Origin of the sequence: Actinosynnema sp. NPDC023587 (assembly GCF_040640215.1) — a bacterium.
Taxonomy (GTDB): domain Bacteria; phylum Actinomycetota; class Actinomycetes; order Mycobacteriales; family Pseudonocardiaceae; genus Actinosynnema.
In genome coordinates this window covers 342,410-366,387 of the sequence record NZ_JBFABG010000008.1, presented here as the reverse complement: position 1 = coordinate 366,387, position 23,978 = coordinate 342,410, and the positions used below count along the sequence as shown (strand labels likewise).

18 protein-coding genes are annotated in these 23,978 nt (G+C 69.2%); 6 read left to right on the top strand and 12 right to left on the bottom strand.

Translation table 11 applies throughout. The features are described from left to right. The first annotated feature begins 2 nt into the window (after window positions 1–2). On the top strand, window positions 3–509 hold the full coding sequence (gene soxR, locus AB0G01_RS23045; protein ID WP_360948692.1) for a redox-sensitive transcriptional activator SoxR: 507 nt from the start codon (window positions 3–5) through the stop codon (window positions 507–509). Window positions 510–597: 88 nt separating this feature from the next. Here soxR and AB0G01_RS23040 read toward each other — a convergent pair whose 3' ends face one another. The 6 genes from AB0G01_RS23040 to AB0G01_RS23015 form a co-directional block, all read right to left on the bottom strand. Beyond that, on the bottom strand, window positions 598–984 hold the full coding sequence (locus AB0G01_RS23040; protein ID WP_360948722.1) for a carotenoid oxygenase family protein: 387 nt from the start codon (window positions 982–984) through the stop codon (window positions 598–600). A gap of 791 nt (window positions 985–1,775) precedes the next feature. Next, a complete protein-coding gene (locus tag AB0G01_RS23035) occupies window positions 1,776–2,753 on the bottom strand; it encodes a LysR family transcriptional regulator (RefSeq protein ID WP_360948720.1) in 978 nt (325 codons plus the stop codon). A 13-nt stretch (window positions 2,754–2,766) separates the two neighbouring features. After that, window positions 2,767–4,002, bottom strand: coding sequence for an MFS transporter (locus AB0G01_RS23030; protein WP_360948690.1), 1,236 nt, complete (start codon window positions 4,000–4,002; stop codon window positions 2,767–2,769). After that, window positions 3,999–4,568, bottom strand: coding sequence for an isochorismatase family cysteine hydrolase (locus AB0G01_RS23025; protein WP_360948688.1), 570 nt, complete (start codon window positions 4,566–4,568; stop codon window positions 3,999–4,001). Before AB0G01_RS23025 ends, AB0G01_RS23030 begins: the two co-directional genes overlap by 4 nt. Next, window positions 4,543–5,187 carry a hypothetical protein gene (locus tag AB0G01_RS23020; RefSeq protein ID WP_360948686.1) on the bottom strand — a complete coding sequence of 215 codons (645 nt, stop codon included), beginning with the start codon at window positions 5,185–5,187 and terminating at the stop codon, window positions 4,543–4,545. The genes AB0G01_RS23025 and AB0G01_RS23020 overlap by 26 nt, the downstream gene beginning before the upstream one ends. Before the next feature lie 966 nt (window positions 5,188–6,153). After that, complete coding sequence (locus tag AB0G01_RS23015) at window positions 6,154–7,287, bottom strand: hypothetical protein (RefSeq protein WP_360948684.1); 1,134 nt, start codon at window positions 7,285–7,287, stop codon at window positions 6,154–6,156. Window positions 7,288–7,631: 344 nt separating this feature from the next. Here AB0G01_RS23015 and AB0G01_RS23010 point away from each other — a divergent pair, with 344 nt between their 5' ends. From AB0G01_RS23010 to AB0G01_RS23000, 3 genes are all read left to right on the top strand, one after another. Beyond that, window positions 7,632–7,892 (top strand): hypothetical protein, encoded by a 261-nt coding sequence (locus AB0G01_RS23010; protein ID WP_360948682.1) that lies wholly within the window; start codon window positions 7,632–7,634, stop codon window positions 7,890–7,892. A gap of 988 nt (window positions 7,893–8,880) precedes the next feature. Beyond that, complete coding sequence (locus AB0G01_RS23005) at window positions 8,881–9,525, top strand: hypothetical protein (RefSeq protein WP_360948680.1); 645 nt, start codon at window positions 8,881–8,883, stop codon at window positions 9,523–9,525. 233 nt (window positions 9,526–9,758) lie between these two features. Next, window positions 9,759–9,962 (top strand): hypothetical protein, encoded by a 204-nt coding sequence (locus AB0G01_RS23000; protein ID WP_360948678.1) that lies wholly within the window; start codon window positions 9,759–9,761, stop codon window positions 9,960–9,962. 95 nt (window positions 9,963–10,057) lie between these two features. Here the strand turns inward: AB0G01_RS23000 and AB0G01_RS22995 are convergent, their stop codons facing one another. The 5 genes from AB0G01_RS22995 to AB0G01_RS22975 are packed head-to-tail and all read right to left on the bottom strand — an operon-like array spanning window position 10,058 to window position 17,256. Next, window positions 10,058–10,972 carry an EamA family transporter gene (locus tag AB0G01_RS22995; protein WP_360948676.1) on the bottom strand — a complete coding sequence of 305 codons (915 nt, stop codon included), beginning with the start codon at window positions 10,970–10,972 and terminating at the stop codon, window positions 10,058–10,060. 13 nt (window positions 10,973–10,985) lie between these two features. Beyond that, window positions 10,986–11,666 (bottom strand): uracil phosphoribosyltransferase, encoded by a 681-nt coding sequence (gene upp / locus AB0G01_RS22990; RefSeq protein ID WP_360948674.1) that lies wholly within the window; start codon window positions 11,664–11,666, stop codon window positions 10,986–10,988. Then, window positions 11,663–12,352, bottom strand: a complete 690-nt coding sequence (locus AB0G01_RS22985) for an HAD family hydrolase (RefSeq protein ID WP_360948672.1) — start codon at window positions 12,350–12,352, stop codon at window positions 11,663–11,665. Before AB0G01_RS22985 ends, upp begins: the two co-directional genes overlap by 4 nt. Next, window positions 12,349–13,287: a pseudouridine-5'-phosphate glycosidase gene (locus tag AB0G01_RS22980; protein ID WP_360948670.1), complete on the bottom strand. Its 939-nt coding sequence runs from the start codon at window positions 13,285–13,287 to the stop codon at window positions 12,349–12,351. Before AB0G01_RS22980 ends, AB0G01_RS22985 begins: the two co-directional genes overlap by 4 nt. 18 nt (window positions 13,288–13,305) lie before the next feature. Next, entirely contained in the window at window positions 13,306–17,256 is a 3,951-nt protein-coding gene (locus AB0G01_RS22975; RefSeq protein WP_360948668.1) for an amino acid adenylation domain-containing protein, read from the bottom strand. Window positions 17,257–18,266: 1,010 nt separating this feature from the next. On the opposite strand from AB0G01_RS22975, the gene AB0G01_RS22970 reads away from it, so the two are divergent. Next, window positions 18,267–18,449: a hypothetical protein gene (locus AB0G01_RS22970; RefSeq protein ID WP_360948666.1), complete on the top strand. Its 183-nt coding sequence runs from the start codon at window positions 18,267–18,269 to the stop codon at window positions 18,447–18,449. A gap of 757 nt (window positions 18,450–19,206) precedes the next feature. Here the strand turns inward: AB0G01_RS22970 and AB0G01_RS22965 are convergent. Next, complete coding sequence (locus AB0G01_RS22965) at window positions 19,207–20,091, bottom strand: hypothetical protein (protein ID WP_360948664.1); 885 nt, start codon at window positions 20,089–20,091, stop codon at window positions 19,207–19,209. Window positions 20,092–21,233: 1,142 nt separating this feature from the next. Here AB0G01_RS22965 and fxsT point away from each other — a divergent pair. Beyond that, complete coding sequence (gene fxsT, locus AB0G01_RS22960) at window positions 21,234–23,972, top strand: FxSxx-COOH system tetratricopeptide repeat protein (protein ID WP_360948718.1); 2,739 nt, start codon at window positions 21,234–21,236, stop codon at window positions 23,970–23,972. Window positions 23,973–23,978: the final 6 nt, after the last annotated feature.

Genomic DNA, 23,978 nt, shown 5'->3' with positions numbered 1-23,978 from the left:
TCGTGCGCGCCGGTCCAGAGGACCATCTCACGATCGGTGAGGTCACCCACCGGACCGGCGTATCGGCCTCCGCCTTGCACTTCTACGAACGCAAGGGCCTGATCTCCAGCGAACGCACCGGCGGCAATCAGCGGATCTTCTCCCGGCACATGCTCCGCCGGATCTCCTTGATCATGGTGGCGAAGCGCCTCCACATTCCGCTGTCGGACGTCGCCGAGGTCTTCGCCGGCCTGCCCATCGGTCGCGCCCCCACCCACAAGGACTGGCAGCGAGTCTCCCGGCGTTGGAAGAAGCAACTGGAGGAACGCCGCCGCGTCCTCGAAAGCCTCGAACACGAGCTCACCGGCTGCATCGGCTGTGGGTGCCTGTCGATGAAGGCGTGTCTGCTCCTCAACCCCGACGACACCCTCCAGGACCGTGGCCCTGGCCCGGTGCGGCTCCAGCAGCCCAGCGCCCCTTTACCGGAGACCTCGCCCCATCCGCACGATGAGCCAAGACCTGACGCATGAAGCCGGCGACGGCACAGACGACAGACCGTCATCGACGGGGCGAGAGTAAGCCCCTGGTGACAGATATCCCCCACGGTCGATGACCAAATCACGCGACGGGAATCCAACTGCCGTGCAACCCCAGTGGGACGCGTGTGGGCAGATGGACCCTGGCGAGGGGTTCGCCCGCGCAGTCTTGGGCGGCCAGGATCACCAGGTCCGCCGCGCCTCGATCGGGATTGTGGACGTAAACCAGGTTGTAGCCGTCATCTTCCGCGCCCACCCTGTCCGCCGGGACGAACACGGTCTCGCCCGCGCTCGCGTCACGGCCGAACTCGTGCGTTTCGGTGGTACCGGTCAGGAGGTCGTGTTTGAGGAGGGCGCTGCTGAAGCCCTCGTCAGGGCGGCCCGGCTCGGTGGTGCCCGGTGCGGCGTAGAGCTCGGCCGCCGCCGAGTAGCCGAAGCGGTAGGACTTGCCGCTGAAACGGTCGTTCAGGCGTGGGAAGTCCTACGGGCGGTCGTGCAGCAGCGTCGGCGTGACCCGGTCGAGCGTGAGATCGGCGGTTCAACGTTCCAGCACGGGCTTCGAGGCACCACCACGCCAAGCTCGACAGCGGACATCACCCAATCCCGCCAGGCCGGACCGGTCACCCTGCTTGAGAACAGCGCGGGCGTACGGATTCCGGCCGACGCCGGCTGTCAAGGACCTGGTGCTCGAACGGCGGGGCAGGTGGTCACCCCGCCCTACCGGAAGTTCCGCAGGAACCGACCAGCCTGGCACGAGGAGATTCATACACGCCAACGCGCCCATTCCTCACGACGCATCCGCGTCGAGCACGGCATCGCCCACCTGAAGAACTGGCGATCACCGACACCCCGTCCCGGTCGTCGTGAGACCTTCGCCGACACGGTTCGGGCAGCGGCCGGTCTGCTGTCGGATCACCAGCACCACGACCGCGTCGCGGCCACCCGGACGGGCACCCGGTAGTCATGGCGGCAGCTCGTGCGCTCGACGATGCCCAACTGCCAACCCCGCACGAGGTCGTTAGCCGTTGTTTTCTGAACGCCCGCTAGCGGAAGGCCGTCATCGCCGACGCGCTCGGCTTCCACAACAAGCACGTCGCGCGAAGCCTGGGCCGACGCGGGCGGCACCTGGAAGACCTACGCCCCGGCGATCACAGCCGGTGAACCTCGACCAGGAATACCGATCACTCGATCAATGAAGCCTGCCAGTCGGCGATCCCGATACGGAACGACGTTCGAACGGACCACCCGTTGCCGGCTTCGTCAGGGTGACGGTGGTGCCCGGAACGCGGTGGCGTCCGATCCGGTGGGTCGGGCGGCGATCGCCGCGGCGATCGCCGCGTGGAACGCGTCGGACTCGGCCACCCGACCGCTGCGCGCGTGCCAGCCGAGGTCGATGGTGATCTCCGGCGGGAACCGGCCGAGTTCGGTGATCGCGATCGTGTCGCCCCGCGAGTCCGGTGGGATCGCGCTGACCGGCAGGATCGAGATCGTGCCGCCCTTGCGCAGCAGGGAGAGCATCACGTCGAGGTCGTCGACCACGCGGAACCGGGTGAGGCCGTAGTCGTCGATCAGCCGGGTGGTGACGCCCGCGTGGTGGGTCAGCACGGGGTTGTCGAACAGCAGGAAGTCGTGGGCCGACAGCGCCTCGCGGACGGCGGACTCCCGCTCGCCGTCCAGCACGAGGTCCTCGCGGTGCACCAGCACCATCCGATCGCGGAGCAGCGGACGCGCCTGGATGGCGTCGCCCGTGCCCGTCGAGTAGAACACGGCGTAGTCGATGTGCTCCAGTTCGAGCAGGTCGATCAGAGTGGGTGCCGGCCTGCCGGTAATCCGGAAGCCGTGCGGCCCCACCGCGGCGTCGAACGTGTCCACGACCGCGTCCGTCATCCGGCCGGTGAGCCACGAGTCCACCCCGACGACGAGTTGGTCCTCCTGGTCCCGCGCGACGGTCGTGAAGCTCAGCGGGCGGCCCTGTCCCTGGTCCGCCTCACCGAGCACCTCCGACGCACTGGCCAGGTCCCGGACCAGTTGGGCGGCGTACGGCAGGAAGTACGCGCCCTGGCAGGTCAGGGTGACACCGCGCCACCCCCGTTCGAACAACGGGAAGCCGAGCCCCTCCTCCAGGCGGCGCAACCGCAGGCTCATCGTCGGCTGGGTCACGTACAGGCTGGCGGCGGCCTTGGAGATGGTGTGGTGCTTGGCCACAGCCAGGAATGACCGCACGCCCTCCAGATCCATGCCGTCCACCGTCTCACACCACCTCGTGACGCGCCGCAGGTGTGGCCCGGCGCGACCTGCGCGGCGCGGTCTCCACGAAGAACACCGCCGTGACCACGGCGAGGAGCAACCCGCCCAGCGCCAGGTACAGCGAGTACTGGATGCCGTAGTGCTTCGAGAGGTAGCCCGCGACCACGGGTGCGACACCGCCGCCGAAGATCTCGCCGATGCCCATCACGGTCCCGATGGCGGTGGCGGTCAGCGCGGGCGGCACGGACTCCACCGTCAACGCGCCCACGATCAGCGCCAGGCACCCGTTCGCACCGAACGCGACGAAGAACAGCAGCAGGAACAGCACGGGCATCACCGGGCCCTGCGCGGCGAACACGGCCAGCAGCGCGGCGCACAGCACCAGTGCGACCAGCACGGCGGGCCTGCGGCCGATCCGGTCGGACGCGCCGGGGATGACGAGCTGGCCGAAGAACGCGCCGAATCCGATGCCCGAGGCGATCATCCCCATCTGCACGGTGCTCAGGTGCAGGAAGTCGGTGAGGTAGCTGGGCACCATCGCGCTGAGCACGAAGATGCACGTCATCGTGCCGCACAGGGCGACGATGGCCAGCGGGATGTTGCGGTGCCGGAACAGGTGGCTCCACTTCGGCCGCTCGACCGCGACCGGGGCGGGCGCGGCGAGCACGTCCGGTTCCCTGATCACCCTGGCCAGCAGGACGGCCAGCAGGACGCCGGGCACGATCAAGAGCGCGAACACCCAGTGCCAGCTCGGCAGCACCTGGAGCAGCTGGGTTGCGAGGATCGGTCCGAGGCCGACCCCGAAGAGCGCGAACGTGCTCTGCTGGATGCCCATGTTCAGACCGCGGCGCTTCGGGTGGGACGCCTCCGCGGTCGCGGCGAATGCCGCCGGGCTGTACGCCCCCTCGGTCAGCCCGATGACCAACCGGATGGCGATCAGGCTGAACAGCCCGCTGGCCAGTCCGGTGAACGCCGTGCACAGCGAGAACAGCAGGATGCCGGGGACGAGCACCTTCCGGCGGCCGATCCGGTCGGACAACCGGCCCATCAGCAGCGACGACACGCCCCAGGCCACGCCGAGCGCGCCGACGATGCCGCCGAGGTCCTGGTAGTCGAGGCCGAGCTCGTCGGCCATCGCGGGGAACAGCGGGGCGATGATCCACCGGTCGAGGCCGACCAGGCCGAAGCCCAGCGCGAGCAGGGTGACCGCCCTGCGCTCGTAACGGACGTCCTTGCTCATCCGCCCAGCTCCTCGGTGAGCGCGGACGCGGGCAGCACCCGGCCGAAGAAACCGCGGATGGAGCGGAGCGTCGCCTCCTGCGCGGAATCGGAAAGGGCACCGGTCGCGTCCTCGATGAAGGCGACGCGGTAGTCACGCATGTACGCACTGCGGGCGGTCGATTCGCAGCACGCCTCGGTCAGGGTGCCGACGATGATCACCGTGTCCACCCGCCGCAGTCCCCGGATCGTGTTCAGCACGCTGTGCAGCGGTGTGTTGTGGAAGGCGTCGTACCGGTGTTTCCGGATGACCATCTCGCCCGGCTCCGGCGCGAGTTCTTCGATGATCTCCGCGCCGTGGCTGCCGTCGCGCATACCGGATCCGCGCAGTCGAGGAATGTATGCGGTCTCCAGTGGCGACACGTCGAAAGTGTCATAAAGGATGTGCTGTGTGTAGATTACAGGAATTCCCGTGCCCCGGCACGTGTCGATGACTTCCCGCATGACGGACACCCGCTCGCGGGCCATCGGCACGGCCATCGGAAAACCTGCACGCACAAAATCATTCTGCATGTCGATGACGAGCAACGCGCAGGTAGCTGGATCGATGATCCAGGGAGGGGTCGTCATATCGGTCCTTCACGGCCGTCACGAAGAATTGTGCCGTGACGCTAACACGGCCCACCGCCGTGCTGGTATTGAAATCGCCTATACCCTCCCGGCCGCCGGGCCCGCCATGTGCGGACGTGAGCCGGCCCCCGCCGGTGGCACCGCGCAAAGTCGCGCGCGGTTCCCGGCGGTCGGCGCACATTCTTGGCACGATCACCGAAATGATCGCCACGCCGCGCGGCCCGCTATTCGCGCGCGCGGTGGCCGGTGGTCGCCGCCGGCCGCCGGTGCCCCGGACGCGCCGACCAGAGGGGCGGCTCCCCGCCGCATCCGCGACACCGACGTGCCGCGACCGCCGCCAGGCACCGGCCGATCGCGGCCGCGCGAGCACTGTGCTTGCCGAAAACGTCGTCCGTGCAGTACCGGCGGCGTGGTGGTACTCGTCGAGGATGCCGCCCAGTTGTCGTCGTCGGCGGATGTCGAGGTGGGTGACGGTTGCTTGATCGGTGGTTGGTGGTGGCAGCGGGGGTAGTGGTCGGCCGTTGTTGATGCCTTGGTGGGGCCGGTGGGTGTTGTAGAACTTCTGGTACTCGCGCAAGGTGGGGAGCAGGTGCTGTTGGTTCCGGATCGACGTGTGGTCGACCAGTTCTCGTCAACAGGTCCGGACGCGGCGCTCCGTTCAAGGTCCATGACGAGGTTCCCGGCGGCTTGGGCGGCCCAGGAGGCGGTCGGGTGCGCGGCTGGTGTGTTCGATGACCGCGAGCGCGTACCGGCGTGTGCCGGTCAGGGTCCGGGTCTCGAAGAGTTCGCAGGCCGGTAGCCCGTCGGCCTGGGAGCGGAAAAACGTCGACCAGGTGGTGGAGGACCACTCGGGTGCCGGGTCGGTGCCGGCGTCCTTGGGGATCTGCCACACGGTGGACGGGGCGGTCCTGATGCCGAGGAGTTCGCCGTGGATGCGTCGGTAGCCCCGGGTGGAGTTCTCGTGTGCCGGGCGCAACGCCGGTAGCCGGGTCGAGCGGATGGTCCGTGGTCTGCCCGGTCGCTTGGTCGGGATCTGATCGCGTGGTGTCGTGTGAAGAGGTGCCGGTGCCACGGCGGCACTGTTTCCGGGCGTACCAGTGGTCGGAACCGACGAAGCGCTTGCACCGGGAGTCGGTGTATCAGGGCCGCGAGGAACGCCCGGTTGCCGGGGGAGAACCGTGGAGGGGCGTCACCGGGTTGGCGTTCCAGGACGGTGGTCTGGTGTCGCAGCGCCAGGATCTCCCTGTCCTTGTCCCGGCCACTGAGGGGGAGCAGGCGCAGCAGTGCGAACACGGTGGTCACGCTCAGGTGGGCCAGGCGGAGCAGCACGGTCGGTCATCACGCCGCGTCAGTCGACGAGGCCGTGGATCACGAGCACTCCTGCGGGCTATCCGAGCCCTTGTCCTGCTCACGCTTCTCACTGCGTGGATGAGGTTATCGGCAAGCACAGGGTTCCAGCGTCCGAGGAACCGAGGCCGGTGCGTGGTTCGGACGTGGACGGTTCCGGTGTGCCCGGGGGTTGTTGGACTTCGTGGGCGTCCGGTCACAGGTGCCACTTGACGGCGTGCCGCACGCCTCTGGTGACCTCGGCGGAGCCGACTGCGACGTTGTGGTCGTTCACGGCGCTCGCGCTGCTGCTGGGGCCGCCGAGTGAGGGGAGTCGTGTGCCGGAGTCCCCGCGGGGTGCCCAGGCCATCGCACGGGAAGTCGTGCCGGCACCCCGGGTCGTGCCGACGGTCATGCCCGTGCGGCTGACGGCGGCCACCGCGTAGCCGACGGCCAGGAACTCCGGTTCGGTGGTGCCCGGCCGCCAGCGGGCACCGTGCAGAGCGCCCCGGTCCGAGCGGGTGCCGAGGACCGTGCCGTCCTCGCCGATGCCGGTCGCCCGCAGGCCGGTACCCAGGTCCGTGCCCCTGCGGTCGGAGTCGAAGCGGACGGCGTGGAGGTGGTTGTCGCGGTCGACGATGGTGGCGGCGATGACGCCGGTGTCGTCGATGCCTTCGGCGGCACCGGCGTTCGAGCCGTCGAACACCAGCGGTGTGACGCCGCCGTCCGGCGTCCAGACAACCGCGTGCAGGTCGGAGATCGCGCCCTGCCGGCCGGAGTAGCCGACGATCAGGCCCGCGTCGTTGATGCCGGTCGCCCAGGACATCCGGTCGCCGGGCAGTTCGTCGAGTCGGACGACGCGGCCGGAGCGGTCCCACGCGACCGCGTGTTCGTCGGTGTAGTCGGTGCCGACCGAGACTCCCACGACCGTGCCCGCTGCGTTGATCGCCGAGGCGAGGGTCTCCACGTGACCGGGCAGCGGGGGGAGTTCCTCGATCACGCGGTCGACCCAGCGCACCGCACGGCCCCGCCCGCTCCCGGCGTGGGAGTCTCCGTACACCACACCGAGGTCGTTGACGCCGGTCGCGGAACTGCCCACGTCGCCGGGCAGGGTGCCCAGGTCGGTGATCCGGTTGTCCGGCGTCCACGACACGGCGTGGACGCGGTCGTCGTCGGCACCGGTGTTCGCGTAGCCGACCACGGTGCCGGCGTTGCCGATCCCGGTGGCGAAGCTGTATTCGCCGCCGGGCAGCACGCCCAGGTCGACAGCCCTCACGGAGGCGGACGCGACGGCGGGAACGGTCGTGAGGACGAGCAGGACGGCGGCGGTGACGCTGAGCAGTCGGCGCATGCCCCACACGCTAACGCCGCCCACCGATCACCGATAGTGACCACAAGTCGGTACCGTCACGGCCCCGATCAGAGCAGGATTCCCTGTCACACAAGGAATTCCTGCCGACCGGGACATCCCCGAGGCGGACGTTGCCGACTCGGCCGAACGCAACTCCTTGGAGCGTTTTCCCGGACTCGTCCGGACGGCGTCCGTGCGGTGAGCGTGCCCCGTTCCGTCACCCGCCGCGTCCATCACGGTGATCGGCTGTTCGAGGCAAAAGCCGCGGGAATCCTGCCATCGCGGGATGCCCTTGCCAGACCGGTGCCGACGGGGACGCCGGTCGGCGAGAGGGGATGTCCGCGATGGCGGTGGAGTTCCGGGTGTCGGATCTGGTGGAGGCTTGGATCGGTGACCGGGTGGTCGAGCTGGGCCATATCCGGCAGCGGTGCGTGCCGGCGGTGTTGCTGATCGAGACCAACGAGTGGCTGTCGGCCGACCAACTCCTCGACCGTGTCCGGGCGGACGGGTGCCGCACAGCGTCCTGTGATGGCATCGACGCCTGGTCGCCAAGAAGTGACCCTACCTCCACCGCACCGGCCGCCTGCCAATCGACGATGCCGTAGTGGTGCTGTCGAGCGGATGGCACGGGAGAACGCCGGCTGGGCTCCCGCCGGATCCAGGGAGAGCTGCTCGAGCTCTGCCACCGGGTCGCGGCCTCGACCGTGCGCCGCGTGCTCAAGTTCCTGCGGATACCGCCCTCATCCAGACGCGATACCGACCTGTCATGGCGGCGGTTCCTGCGCGCCCAGGCCGCGAGCTTGCCGGCCTGCGGCTTCTTGCACGTCCACTGCGCGTGAGGCTCAAGCGGATCTACGTGTTCTTCGTGATGGTGGTTGCCACCCACTACGTGCACATCCTCGGCACCACCGCCAACCTCAACGGGGCATGGACCACCCGCAAGCCCACGACCTGCTCACGGACTTCGAAGACAGGGCCGACGACTTCCGGTTTTTGGTGCGAGACCGGGCCAGCCAGTTCACGCCTCGTTCGACGCGGTCCTCGCCGATGCGGACATCCAGGTCGCGAAGATCCCACCGTGGTGTCCGTGAGCCAACGCCTATGCCGAACGGTTGACGGAACCGTCAGACGCAAAACCACCGACCGCCTGCTGATCATCAACGAACACCACCTGGTGGTACTCGACCGCTGCGTGGCCCACGACAACCACCACCGACCCCACCAAGCCCCGCAGCTCGCGCCACCACGACCGGACCGACCGATCGCAGAGCCAGGCCGCACCTCGGTACTCCACCGACCAATCTTTGGCGGCTTGGCCAACGAGTACGCACCCACCGCAGCCTAACCCGCAGGTCAGGGCGCTTGGCCGACTTGTGAAACCCCGCAGGCAGGGATCGGCCGCGCCGATGGAGCTTGCTCCGGGCATGGGGCACGTCGGCCGTCTCGTGTTCGGCGACTCTCGGCCGGCTGTCACCGATCGACCACCGGACAGGCGGCGGTCAGGAGGGTGAGGGAGGTTGACACTCCGGCGAAGCGCCGCCCACCATGATCGATACCGGTCGTGACCGTCCCGTGCCCGGCAGGGGGTCTGCGATGTCGCCGGAGTCCGAAGTCACGCTGTACCAGGCGGCGGGCGAGCCCCGGTCGAAGCGGTTGCCGATGTGGGCCAGACTGGCCGGCACGGTCGGCGTGCTCGGTTTCGACGTGCTCCTGGTCTGGCTCCTGCACATCGGCGGTGCGGCGTTGTCGCAGCTGGTGGAAGTCTTCTCCGGCGAGGTCGGGCACAACCGGCTCACCGCGGTCCTGCGGGAGCACGGCATCGGCGGTCTGCGTCCCGAGTACTTCGGCGGCCCACTGCCCCTGGACATCCCGACGGCCGTGTACCTCGGGCTCTGCGCGGTCGTGGCGACCGGTTTCGTCGTCACCGACCGGGGCGACCGCGTCTCCACGGCGTGGAACGTGGGCGGCATGTCGGTCGTGTGGCTCCCCGCAGTCCTGTATCCGCTGGTCTCCATCGGGTGGATCATCCTGGGCATCGCGGCCGCCGTGATGACGTTCCTCGCCGGCCTCTTCACCGGCGATCACGACCTGTGGACGATCTCCGAGATGCCGTTCCCGCTGACCTGGGGACCTTTCCTGATCTTCGTGAGTTACGCCTACGGCTGCGCGACCATGTTCGGCATCGCCGTGCAGGCCTCCCTGCGCGATCTGTGGAAATCTCGACCGGTCACCCGCTGAGCGCCCGCCGCACGGCCTCGTCGACGATGTGGCGCTGCACCTGTGGGCCAGACCCACACGTCGAGCGGAACCCGCCTGCACGTGCTCACGGTGATCGAACACACCAAGGAACCTCGTCATGAACCTCGAAGACGAGAGCCGACACGTGCACCTCCTGACCCGCGACCGCGACCGCCGCTCTGCTCGCCCTCGCCGGTATCCAGGCCGTCCTCAGCGGCATCCGAATATCACGGATGAACGCGATCACGGAACGCTGGATACCCAACTGCCGCCACGAACTCCTCGACCGCACGCTGATCCGAAACCAACAGCACCTGCTCCACGCCCTACGCGAGTACGAGAAGTTCTTCGACACCCACCGAGGCGTCAACCACCTCGGCATCCGTCGACGACAACGACTGCGCGGCATCCTCGACGAGTACCACCACGCCGCCTGACCAACACGGACGACATTTTCGGCAGGCACAGGGCCGTCGGGGTTCTCGATCGCAAGCCCGACGGCCCGTGGAGCAACCTGAGCCGTGGGGCCGGACTACTTCCCCGACGCGGACGTGCCGGTGCCGCGCGGGTCGGTCTGCACCTCTCGGGCGGGTTTGTTCGGGGTGAGCTGCACCAGCAGGATGGACCCGATCAGCACCACCGCGCCGATTAGCTGGGTCGGCGAGAGCACCTGGGACAGGAAGAGGTAGCCCAGGAAGGTCGCGACGATGGGGCTCATGAAGCCGAGGAACGACATCGCGACCGCCGGCAGCCGGTCGATGCCACGGAACCAGACCGAGTAGCCGAACAGCGAGCCCAGCACGATCAGGTAGCCGAAGCCGAGGGCGTTCGTCCCTGTGATGGTGTCCGGCAGGCCCTCCACCACCAGCAGCGCCGGCAGCAGCACCAGACCGCCCGCCGTCAGTTGCCAGCCGGTGAACAGCAGCACCCCCACCGGGCGCTTCCACCGCTTCGTCAGCACGATGCCCGACGCCATGCACACCGCCCCACCCAGCGCGGCCAGCACGCCCACCGCATCGAGCTGGACAGTCGACTTGAGCACCAGCAGGGCGACGCCGCCCGCCGCCACCACGCACGCCACCACGTGCGGAACCCGGACCCGGTCGCCGAGCAGCAGCGCCGCCAGCAGGATCGTCACCGCCGGCTGCACCGAGCCGACCAGCGCGGCCACCCCGCCCGGCAGGTGGTAGGCGGCGACGAACAGCAGGAAGAAGAACGCCCCGATGTTGAGGGTGCCGAGCACCAGCGCCCGCCACCACCAGATGCCGGTCGGCAGTACCCGGCCGAGCGCCAGCAGCACCAGCCCGGCGGGCAGCGCGCGCACGGTGGCGGCGAGCAGCGGCCGGTCCGGCGGCAGCAGTTCGGTCGTCACCAGGTAGGTGCTGCCCCAGATGGCGGGCACCAGCGCCGTCACCGCCGAGTCGAGCAGGAGCCGATTGGCCTTCACACGGCACGTCCCGTCACTTGTCGGTACCGAAGTACCTGTCGCCGAAATCGCCGATACCCGGGATCATGTAGGCGTTCTCGTCGAGCCGTTCTTCGATCGAGGACGTCACGATCCGCACCGCCGGGTGCGCGCCGCACACCGCCGAGATGCCCTCCGCCACGGTGAGCAGGTTGACGAAGACGATATTGCCCTCCGGCACGCCCCTGTCCAGCAGCAGCCGTACGGCCACGAGCGCCGTCCCGCCGGTCGCCAGCATCGGGTCGAGCAGCAGCACGTGCCGCTGCGCGATGTCCTCGGGCAGCGCCGAGTAGTACAGGTGCGGGAGCTTGGTGGTCTTGTCCCGCTGGATCAGCACCTTGCCAATCCGGATGGCCGGGCACACCGCCCGCAGTCCCGCCTCCATGCTCTCCCCGGCGCGCACGATCGGGACGCCGCACAGCTTCGGCGCGAAGCGCAGGCCCTGGTAGTCCGCACCCACCGGGGTGCGGACCACGTGCGGCTCGAACGGGAGCAGGTCGAGCGCGGCCTCCACGAGCAGCCGGATGATCCGCTCCGAGTAGGAGACGAAGTCCTCGCGGCTGGCTTCGCGGTCCCGGATCACCGTGTGCAGCGCGCGCAACTGGTTCGTCTGCGGCAGCAGGCGGACGTTCTCGCCGAGGTACTGCTCGATCGACGGTGCGGAGGTACTCGTCATGGACGCTGCTCCTCTTCTCGGCCTGGCAACAACTCGTGCACGTGGACGAGCACCTCTTCGAAGGTGTCGGCGAACCGGTCCGGCGCGGCCGTCCGCAACTGCTCGCCGTCGTGCACCCCGTAGGTGACGGCGATCGAGCGCATCCCGGCGGCGGCGGCCATCAGCAGGTCGTGCGTGGTGTCGCCGACGACCACCGAGCGTTCGGCCGGGACGCCGAGTCCACGAGACACCAGAAACGCGGATTCGGGCGCGGGCTTGGGTTTCGCCACCTGGTCCGCGCCGACCACGATCTCGAACAGCTCGCGGATTCCCGCCGCAGCGAGCAGCGCGTCGGCGCTGCGGTAGTACTTGCTGGTGGCCACCGAGAGCGCGTATCCCTGTTCGCGCAACGATTTCAGGCCGTCGACCACACCCGGGAAGAGCAGTCCGACCGCTTTCGGCAGGATCTTCTCCCGGTACTGCACCTGGTACTGCTCGACACCCGCCGACACCGAGGGGTCGTCGGGCGCGACACCCAGCAGGTCGCCGAACGCCCGCTCCAGCGGGAGCCCGATGGTCGCCCGGATCGCCTCGGGCGCGGCCGGTACGACGCCCAGGGCGGTGAACGCCGCGGTGAACGTCTCCACGATCGCGCTCGGCGAGTCGACCAGCGTTCCGTCCAGGTCGAAGATCACCGCGTTCCTCACCCGGCCACCTCCGCTCGGTACTCGGCGTGCGCGACCGCCAGCACACCGGCGACCTCGGCGGTGTTGACCAGCACCGCCATGTTCGCCTGGGCCGACCGCCCTTCGGTGGCCCGGTCGACCGCGCGCATGAGGTACTTCGTGATCGCGTTGCCCTGCACGCCGTCCCGCTCGGCGGCGGCGGACGCCTCGGCGATGACGCCTTCGATCTCCGCGCTGTCGATCGCGTCCTGCTCCTGGGGAGGCGTGGTGATCAGGAACGACCCCGGGTTCCCCAGCGCCCAGTGGGCTTCCACGGCGCGTGCGACGTCCGCCGCGTCGTCCAGTCGGTGCGGGCTGCGGAGGCCGCTGGTGACGCAGTAGAACGCCGGGAAGTCGTCGGACCGGTACGACACGACGGGGACGCAGTGCGTCTCCAGGAATTCCATGGTCAGCTTCAGGTCGAGGATGCGCTTGGCACCCGCGCAGACCACCGCCGTCTTCGACCGGGTGAACTGGACGAGGTCGGACGAGATGTCCATGGTGCGCTGGGCATCGCGGTGCACGCCGCCGATGCCGGCCGATGCGAAGAACGTGATGCCCGCCAGTTCGGCGGCCACCACGGAGGACGCGACGGTGGTCGCGCCGAGCCCGCCCCGGCTCAGCACGACCGACAGGTCGCGGCTGCTCACCTTCGGGATGCCCGGGGTCGAAGCGAACCGCTCGATGTCGTCGTCGGTGAGCCCGACCAGTATCCGCCCACCGGCCACGGCGATCGTCGCCGGGATCGCGCCGCCCGCTCGGACGGCGGCCTCGACCCTCCGCGCCGTGGCCGCGTTGTCCGGGTAGGCCAGGCCGTGCGTGATGACGTTCGACTCCAGCGCCACCACGGGCGCGCCGGTGCGGAGCGCATCCGCGACCTCCTCGGTCACCACCAAGGGAATCTCGTTGCGAGACATGTGTTCTCTCTGTCCGGATCAGTAGTCGGTCAGGGGGCCCTGCGGGGCCGGTGAGGTCGATGAGGTGGGTGTCTCGGGGGCAACGAGGGCGGTGATCCGCCGGCGGATCGACGCGGCCAGTTCGTCCACACCGGACTCTTTGAGCGCGCCGTAGTGGTCGGTGGCGAGTGCGATCACCGTCGCCCGCGTCGCACCACCGCCGTGTTCGATGAACGAGTCGCGGTCGCCGCGGGCCTTGAACACCGTGACCGGCGCGATGATCCGCCGCCGGGCCAGTTCCTCGGCCGTGTACTCGAAGCGGTAGGTCCGGGCGACGATGCGGATGATCCGGAGCACCAGGCCGTGGTCCAGGTCGGGGAACTCCGCGCGGACGAAGGCCGCGAAGCCGTCCTCGTCGCGCACGGTCTCCAGGCACCGCCGCAGGAGCGGGCCGGTGATCGTACCCGCGAAGACCGAGAACAGGATCGTCAGGAACTCGGTGTCGCGGAAGGAAGGACCGTCGGCGGCCCCGTCCCCCCGGACCTCCGGAGATCCGGGCGCGAGCAGGAACAGGTGCTCCACCTGTTCGCCGGCCTGCTCCAACTGGTACGCCGCCTCGAAGGCGACGCGCGCGCCGAAAGAGTACCCCCACAACGTGTACGGGCCGGTCGGTTGGACGAGCCTGATGGCCGCGACGTCCGCCGCCGCCATCTCGGAGATGCTGTCGTACAGCGTCTCACCCTCGTTGACCCCGTACGCCTGCACGCCGTGGAACGGCCGGTCGCCCGCCGCACGGCTCGCCAGCAGCCGCAGGTTCATCACGTACCCGCCCAGGCCCGGCCAGCAGTACACGGACGAGCCGGAACCCCCGGTGTGCAAGGGAACCAGCCGCGACGCGGCCGGGGACCGGCCGTCGTCGACCCGGCGCGCGAGCTGCTCGATCGTGGGTGCCTCGAACAGCACCTGCAACGGCAGCGCGCAGCCCAGCTCGCGGTTGATGCCGTTGATCATCGCGACCGCGATCAGCGAGTTGCCGCCGTTGGCGAAGAAGTCGTCCTGCGTCGAGACGCAGTCGCTCCGCATCGCCTTGCCCCACAACCGGGCGATCCTGCGCTCGGTGTCGTTGCGCGGCGCGACGAACGGGCGGTCGGCCTGGCCGACGTCGGTCCGGTCGGACTCCCGCAACGCCTGGAGGTCGAGCTTGCCGTTCGCGGTGACCGGGAGCCGGTCCAGCACCACGACCTTGTTGGGGATCATGTAGTCGGGCAGGAAGTCCACCAGGTCGTCGCGGACCATCTCCGCCGGCCCCTTCATGTGGACGACGTCCTCGTTCATCCCCTCGCTGAGCCGCTGGCGCTCGCTGACCTGGCCGCCGACGAAGAAGTACGACGGCCGGGAGTGCTCGCCCAGCCCGCCCAGCACGGCGTCCAGCCGCTTGGCGGAGGGCAGGTCGTGCCCGGTCTCGGAGCTGTACCCGGAGGCCATGAAGCCCAGGCCGAGCCCGTTGGCGGAGAGGTGTTGCAGCTTGCGGCCCAGGTCGACGTAGCGCAGCCAGGGCTCCCCGCTGCGGCTCACCAGCGCGATCCCGAACGCGGCCCGCTCGTAGACCCGCTGGTTGATGGCGATCACGTGCCGCTTGAGCACGACCTCGTCCGCGACCTTGGTGAGGTTGCCGTCGCGGTAGCGGTACAAGCCCGCCGGCAGGTCGGCGACCCGCCCCGGGTGGGCCTGCACGTACACGTCCACCGATTCGGCGCGGCGAGCCCCTGGCCGGTGCGGGACCAGCTCGAACGTGCCGAGGTAGTAGTCCTCGTCGGCGCACCCCAGGACGCCCTTCACGGCGGGTTCGTGGGCCCGCTCGCGGAGGTCCAGGCCATGACCGGGCAGGACCTCCTCGAACAGGCCGACCAGGTGACCGGTCTCGATCTCCAACACCTCGCGGATGTTGTTGCGGTAGATCGGTTCGACCGCGGCCTTGCGCCCGATGAAGTGCACCAGCGCCCGGGTGCCCGTCGACGCCTCCTCCTTGATCAGGACGAGGGTGTGGCGCACCGGGTGGTAGTAGTAGAAGCCCGCCGCGAGACCGCCGATTCCGCTCAGTTCCCAGTACATCTGGGTGGCGTAGAGCGATCCGGGAGAAGCGTAGCCGTACTTCGGCAACAGGCGTTCCGGACTGTGGTGCGCCCCGAAGTACCGCAGGATCTCGCCCAACTCGGCCAAGTCCACCGCGTTCAGGTCGTGCGGGGTGACGGTGTCGGCCGCCGGACCGGTTGCGGGGTGGGTCTTCGGGGCGAGCAACGCCAGCAGGGTGGACCTGTCGACGTCACCGCCCTCGTAGAACCGGTACGTCTTGCGGGTGAACGCCTGCCGCCGCTGTTCCGGGGTCGCCGTGGCACCGGGGAGGTCGATCGCGGGCCGCCCGGCGAGGTCGGCGTCGTCACGCAGGCCGGGGTTCGACAACTGCGCCTTGACCTGCTGCTTGCCCTCCTTCGACTGGTGGTGCGCGCCGTGGGTGCCCTGGTCCATCAGGGCGGCTTCCTTGGCGTTCAGCTCCACGCAGGCGATGAGGTTCTGGAAGCCGGTACGCGGGTCGTCCTTGACGATGACCGCCGCCGTCTTGACCCAGTCGTGGGCCTCGATCGCGAGCTTGATCTCGTCCAGCTCGATCCGGAAACCCCGCAGCTTCACCTGGTTGTCGACCCGTCCGAGGAACGCCACCGTGCCGTCGGCATTCCAGGAGACCAGATCGCCGGTCTTGAACGCCCGATCGTCGCCGTCGCCGTCACCGGTGTGGGCGTTCAGCGGGAGGGCGGCGAACCGTTGCCCGGTGAGCTGCGGTCGGTGCAGGTAGCCCCGGGCAACCTGCACGCCGCTGATGTGCAGCTCGCCGATCTCGCCGATGGCCACCGGACGGCCCTGTTCGTCCAGCACGTGGTAGCGCGTGTTGTGCACCGGTCGGCCGATCGGGATCGACTTCAGCCCCTCGACGAGCGCGGCCGGGTCGACCGTGAACGCGGACGAGTTGATCGTGCACTCGGTCGGCCCGTACAGGTTGACCAGCGCGGTGCGGGGCATCGCCGCGGTGTACTCCAGCGCCAGGCCGCGGGACAGCGCCTCGCCGCCGGAGAAGACCTGGGTGAGCGACGTGCAGCGGGGAAGCTGTTCGGTGTCCAGGAGCGCGCGCAGCAGGGTCGGCACGCACTGGAGGGTGGTCACGTCGTGCTCGATGACGGTCTCGATGAGCCGTTCCGGGTCGCGGTGGATGCCGGGGCCGCCTATCACCACCCGGCTGCCGCAGCCGGAGGCGAGGATCTCCCACTGCGCCGCGTCGAAGCCGGCCGGGGTCTTCTGTAAGACGACCTTGTCCCGGTCCAGGCCGTAGGTGGTGGTCAGCCAGTGGAGCTGGTTGACGACGCTGCGGTGTTCGATCATCACCCCCTTCGGCTTGCCCGTGCTGCCGGAGGTGTAGATGACGTAGGCGAGGTCGCGCGGTCGTGGGCCGGGTGCGGGCGTCGTCGCGGCGGTGAACGCCGCCGCGGTCGCCAGTGTGACGATCTCCGTCCCCTCCGGCACCAGCGCCGCGAGCCTGGCCGCGAGCCGTTCCTGCGTGAAGACGACGCGGGTACGGGAGTCCTCGATCATGTAGCGCAGCCGGTCTTCCGGGTACTCCGGCGAGAGCGGCAGGTAGGCCCCGCCGGAGAACAGCACGCCCCAGGTGCCGGCCACCAGGTCGATCGACGGTTCCACGAACACGCCCACGCAGTCGTCCGCGACCACACCGATGTGCCGCAGGTACCCGCCCAGCCTCGTGCCGAGGTCCACGAGTTGCCGGAAGGAGAGGCGCTCGGCACCGTGGACCACCGCCGTGTCGTCGGGCCGCTCCAGCGCGTACGCGTGCAGCAGGTCGGGCAGGCAGGACTGGTCCGGGAATTCGTGCGTGGTCTCGTTGAACTTCCGATGCCACTCGGTCGACAGGTAAGCAGCGTGCATCGCAAAAGTCCCCTTGGCGGTCATCCCATGCGGAATCCGGTCACGCGCGTTCGGAGTGCGCGTGGCCGTGACGAGTCGTATTCATGAGGTAGTTACCGATTCGTGCGCCCGACGGTGGAGCAGGAGACCGGTGGTGGAACAGTTCGGCTGTACCGGCAGGAGTCGATGCGCCCGATGGGCCGCGCATGTCCCGGCACGCCGGAAACCGCAGCTTCGAGCCTCCCCTGAGGTAGCACATCCCGCATTCGGGACATTTTTGTACTTCGGCGAAGGTAGTCGATTCTACGTGAGGCGTCAATGACTCGTCGACTGGAAACTCGGCGCTATTCGTTCGTCGTATAGGGGGGGCCGATCGGGCTGTCCACGATGTGGACACCGATTCGGCCTGGTGATTCGACTGTTTGATTCGATTGTTGATTGAGGAGGCAACCAGTCGAACTGATGAGCGGTGCGGGCTGCCGGATGGAAGTGCTCCCGACAGCGTTGTGACCTTGCGTTACGGGGATACCGGCGAGTTGAGACGCCGTTACTCCGTTCGTGCTGTCGACCGGTATTCGATTTGTCGATGAGGTGGCGGCGGGGTCGGGGCCTCCCAGCTTTCCGATGTGGGCAATCTCTCCGGTTCAGGGAGGTCTGTCGTCGATGGTCGAACGAAGTCCCTCGGTAATTCGACGGGTTGCTCCGGACGGTGCAGTGATTTTTCGAGTCCGAAGTCGGGGCGGCGCGCGGCTCGCGGGAGCGCGGCTCGGCATCTATAGTCGATCTTGACGATCGCGACCTCGATACCGGTGCTTTCCGCACCGTCGCCTGCCTGCGACGCGCACCCGACCAATGTTCGGCAACAATGGGGTCCTCGGTAATCCAGTCCCGCCCCGCGACCGCCACGGCCTCCAGGATGTGCAGGGCCGACGCCACGCCGGACGACCCGAGCGCCAACTCCTCCAAGTCGTCGCGGTCCTCGACCCCCGGTCGCTCAGGCCGTCGACGTTCTCGATCAGCAGCCGGGTGTCGTGACGGTTCTGGAGCGACAGGTACAGCGCCCGGCTGAGCACCATGCCCGCACGTGGGTCCGTGACAGCCGTGATGTCGTGATCCTTGAACACCACGATGTGCCGGCGCTCGACGCGAACCGGATGCCGATCCCGGTCACCTGCGCCGGCACGAAGCTTGTGTTTACGCGGTTCGGCCGTTGACCGGCACCCCGGTTGATCATGGGTGCAACCCGGGTTGATGGTCCTCTTGCGAGAGGCGGAACTTCGCCGTGTTCCGGGGAAGAACCACCGGCTGTTGGCACGGTCGAGAGCGGTGTGCTGGTCGGCGAGGTGCAGCAGGAGTTGACCGATGGGCTCGGGAACGAGCAGCGGCGGGTCGCCGAGGCGGATGAGGACGTCCTCGCCGTCGTGCAGGACGTCTCGACGGTCAGACGGACGAGGTTGCTGGCGGGCTGGACGCCTGCGAACTCCACGAACCGCATCATCAGACGACGCCGGTTCACCACCGTGTCCTCGCAAGCACCGCATACTCCGGGTGCGGCAGGCGGACGCTCTCTCACAACTCCAGCCGCGCCGACACAGGCGAATGACGCGCTCGGTGCGACGCGGGGGAGGGGTGTGTCAACCGGTTCCCGGTGTCGCGGTCGGTCCGGATGCCGCCGGCCCACCCCGGTACCGGCGCGGTCTGGCTACCACGCGCCGCGTACCGGTCATCGGGAAACCTCGCGCTATCCTGCGGGGTCGCCGGTGCCGGCCCACGACAACCGACCCACCGGAGTCCTCTCCACCCCGCCTTTCCGCCGCTCGCTGGGCGACCTGGAGGAACCGGCCGATCGGTTCGACGGCGGTGTTGAAGCGGGGCGAGGGGATCGGCCCGGTCCACACGCGATGTGACAGGCCGCGGACCCTGAGGTCCGCGGCCTGTGTCTTTGTCACGGTCAAGAGTGGGCGACGGTGGTTACCAGCCGTAGGATTTCGCGGTCCAGCCGAGCGAGCCGAGCGAGCCGCCCTTGATGTCGACGCCGTTTGCGTCGCGGGCGTTGGCGTCGAAGTACACCGACGCGGTCCCGGCCGGGGTGATGCCGAGCAGGGGCCGCCCGCTCCGGTGCTCCGCGCACCACCACCCGATGGTCAGGGTGCTGAACCCGGACCATCCGCTGGTGCGCAGGGTGGTCGAGTCGATCGTCGTCGGCGTAGCCCGGTTCACCCGCCACTCCTTCAGCTCTCCGTTGCTCTTGGTCCCGATCAGCACGTCGACCACCGCGTCGCCCGTGTCCTCGGTGCGGGCGAAGTCCAGTGTCCTGACCGAGTCCCACCCGGTCGTGCGCAGCGTGAGCGGCGCGGAGACGGCATACCGTCCGCTGTCCGACCAGGACACGGTGTAGGCGTAGAGGGAGCTGCCAGCAACTCGGAACACGTAACGGCCGCCGCCGGCGAGGAGCCGGGTGTCGGCGAAACCCGGGGCCATTCGTGTCGCGGTCTTGCTGGTCACCTTCCACACGCCGTCGGTCAACTGGGCCTGGCGGTCGATCTGGTACAGGTATCCGTCGGTGGGATGCGCGGCCACGTCGACGGTGGTGAGCCGGCCGACCTCGCCGGCTCTGTGGATCGCGTGCAGGGCGGACGGCACCCAGCTCAGCGTGTCGTCCTGGTACGACGTGACGCTGGTCTTGCCGGCGGCGTACCCGTAGACGAGGCGCTGGCCGTCCGAGCGGTAGGCGGGCGCGTCCACGGAGCAGTCCGCCGGCACGTCCCCGACTGCGGCCTCGGCCGGCGCGGCGGTGAGGGTGACACCGGCCGCGCCCAGAATCAGTGCGGCGACGGGGGCAAGGATTTTGCGCAAGGGTTTTTCCTCCCCGAGTTCACGGGACAGTCCGCCGGCGTCGAAGCACACGCGCGGACGGTTCCGTCCGGATGCCGAAGTCCCGGCGGGACGGCTCCGGGGGACGGAACCACCGGCCGCGCCGGGACATCGACACGATCTCCTTGCGCAAGGTGCTCCCCCCTCGCAAGGCCGCAACAGTGGCACGCCGTCGTCTACCGACGAACCGCGTCCCCCTGTCGACTCGTCCCACGCTAGGAGGCCCGACTCCCGGCGGGCATCGTTCAAACGACCGACGCCCGTTTGCCACGCGCGGCCACAGGTTCGCCACCGTCGGCCAGGACCGCGAAGTCCCCCACCCCCACCAGGTACACCGGTTGGGGTGGGGGCTGCGGCCACCTGCGCCGACGTGCCCGCCAACCCGACGACTCACTGACCAGTCGCCGACGCAGTGTCGGGAAGCTCGTGCGGTGCGGTGTCGCCCTGGCGGTGAGAGGGACGGGCGTCCTCGACGCGACCTGACGCAACGCGTTCCGCTCCACCACGGCACCGCATCGGCATCGAAGCAGCGGCCAGGCGAAATACCATCCTTCGAACTACGGTCAGCGCGTTCCCGAATGAGTGAACTGTTGCCTCATATTCCCGCCAGGGCTCCGCCCTCGTCGTCACCGCTACGGCAGGGGCGCGGTTCGCCCGACCTTCCCGCGCCGTCGAAGCACTGCGGCCGGTGGCGTCCTGGGGAGCCGTGTTCTTGACGCAGTTGGGCTTGGAGCCGCACGCGTAGAGAACGGTGTCGTTCTGGTGGGCGGCCGAAGGAAGGTTGCCCGAGGTGGGCGGAAACCCTGTCAGCCCGTATTCGGCGGGAGCCGCAGATTTTGCGTGCAGGCGCACCGCTGGAGGCGCGCAGAACACGTCGGATGACGGTATAGGCGGAAGTTGACGGGGATCGCGCGGCATCCCGCCCCGAACGGCGGCTGCCCGAGGGGGGTGGTGAGTGCATACTCGGCAGCACGTAACGACCGTGTGGTGACGGAGCGTGGGGCGTGGCTGTCGCTGACCCGCCAAGAGGCAACGAGTGGTCAGGGGCGGCGGGGAACGTCGTACAGGCCGGTGCCGTCCACGGGGGCGTTCATCTGCACGTGGCGCAGGTCGACACCCCGGTGATGCCTGGCGGGCGGGTACTGGTGTGCGCGGTCGGTGGTGACCGCACTTGGGCGGAATGGGTTCGTGCGGTGCTGCGCGAGCTCGGATACGCCGCCGAGAGGCAGAACTGGCGGTTCGTGGCGGGCGAGGACCTCGATCGCCACCGCGACGCGCTGTTGGCGGGTGGCGACCGGATCGTGCTGATCTACTCCCCGCTCTCGGTCCGATCTCCCTACTACAGCGGGGGATGGGCGCAGCGCCTGCTCCAGGACCCGGCTGGACGGGAGCGCACGTTGGTCGTCCAGGTCGATGGCGCGTCGGCTCCCGTGCCCGTCGACAGCACCATCCGCCGCAGCGACTCCCACGCCGAGGCACTGGCCGGCCTGGCAGCCGGGCTTTCCCGCAGGGACTGGCCGCACGAGGAGTTGCCAGGTCCGGACACGGTCGGGGCCGCCTATCCCGGCAGGGGCCCCGGGGTCAACAACCTCCCGCCCCGCAACCCGGACTTCACCGGCCGGATCGCGTCGCTCGACACGATGGCCGACTGGCTGTTGCGCGACGGCCCGCAGGTCGGCGGGTGCGTGCTGCTGGGGATGAGCGGCGTCGGCAAGTCGCAGACCGCGCTGGAATACGCTCACCGCTACCGCTGTCACTACGACCTGGTCTGGCGGGTCATCGCCGAGGAGCCGTCCACCATCAGCAGTGACCTCACGTCACTGGCCCACCAGTTGGGCGTGCTGGACACCGAGAGCCCGCAGGCGATGCTCGTCGGGCTGCGCCAGAAACTCGCCGAGCTCGACCGGTGGCTGGTCATCTTCGACAACGCCGTGGACCGCGACGTGCTGCACCGCTACTGGCCGGGCGAGGACGGCCACGTGCTGATCACCAGCAACCGGAACCTCGGCTGGCGGAACCTCGCCCTCCGCGAACTGCGCTTGGACGTCCTCGACGCCGAGGACTCGGTCACGTTCCTGCGCAAGCGCTTCGACTGGCGGGCCGAAGCCGAGACCGAGAGCGAGATCCGCGCGATCGCCCGCGAGCTCGGCCACCTGCCGCTCGCCCTCGACCAGGCCGCCGGGTACGTCGCCAGCACACGTTGCTCGCTGCACGAGTACCTGGAGCTCTTGCGGCGGCGGCTCCCCGAGATGCTCGCGGTCGACGTCGACGAATCCAGGCGGGAGCAGAGCACGACGATCGCGGCGACGCTGGGCCTGGCGCTCGGGCACGTGCGCGAGCACAGCCCGGCGGCCGAACAGCTCCTCGTCGCGTGCTCCTTCCTCGCTCCTGATGGCATACCCCGGTCCCTGTTCAGCGACAACGCTTCCGCGTTCTCGACGAGCCTGGGTGCCGTCGCGGCCGATCCCCTCGCGTACGGACGGGTGGTCGAAGTCCTCCGCCGGTACTCGCTGCTGGACGTGGACGAGCACACGCTCACCGTGCACCGCCTCGTCCAGACCGTGGCACGGGACAGGATGGAGCACGAGCGGCCCGACGAGTTCCGCTCACTCGCCGCCGAGGTCATCCGGGTTGTCGCCGCGTTGTTCCCCGCCGACCCGCTCGATGTCCGGGCCTACCCGGAGTGCACGCGGTGGCTGCCGCACGCGATGGCCGTCCGGCACTTCCACCACTTCGGTGTCGCGCAGGGCGAGCTGGCCTCGCTGCTGCTGCGGTGCGGTGCGCACCTTGCCGAAGGCCAACAGGAACGCCAGGCGCTCGATCTGCTCGACCGGGCCCACCGCATGCTGGGCGACAAACCCACCACCGCGCTGGCAGAGCTGCTCACGGCCAGTGGACAAGCGCATTTCGGACTGGCCGAGCTGCCCGACGCCCGGGACCGGACCGAACGCGCGTTGCAGATCATGACCGATTTGCACGGAGGCGACTCGTTCGAGGCCCTGAACCCCTTGCTGCGCCTCACGGGCATCGTGATGGAACAGGCCGACCTCGACGGGGCCCACGGCCTCGCGACCCGGGCGCTGTCCGTCGCCCTGGCGACCCAGGGCGACGGCACACCGCTGGTCTGGAAGGCCCAGCTCGGGCTGGGGACCGTGAACTGGCGACAGGGGCGGATCACGAAGGCGCTCGATCTGTACGTGTCGGCGCTGGCGACGATCGAGGTCGACGACCTCGAAGGAGCGTCCGCCGCGCACGCCCACGAACTCGTCGCGATGGTGGCGCTGGAGCTGGGTGCGGTGAACGTGGCGCGACGCCACCAGGAGAAAGCGCGCGACCTGCTCGTCAGGCGATTCGGCCACCGGTCCATGGCCGTGGCCCGCAACCGGGTCGGCCTGGCCAGGATAATGCTCCACGACGGACAGTCCCGGGAAGCCGAGGCGGAGGCGGTCGAGGGCGTCGAGGGGCTGGAGCGGTGGCAGGCGGACCACCCGAACACCGCGACCGGGTTCAACGTCCTCGGCGACGTCTTGCGCGCGCTGGGGCGCACCGGCGAGGCCATGTCGCTCCACCGTCGGGCATGGGAGATCTTCACCAGGACCTACGGTCCGGACCACCCCTACAACGCGGAGGCCCTGAGACGCCTGGGCGAGGACCACTACCAGGCCGGGCAGTTCCCCGAAGCGGAGGAAGCACTGGAGGCGGCGCTGCGGATTCTCGTCGAGCGCTACGGCGTCGACTACCCACGCGCCGCACCCGCCCTCCTGGACCTGGCCGCGCTGTCCAGGGCGCAGGGCCGGGCGGAGCAGGCCGATCGGCTTTCCGAACGCGCCGGCCGGCTGCGAGAGCTCGCGCGGAGACGGTGACGCGGT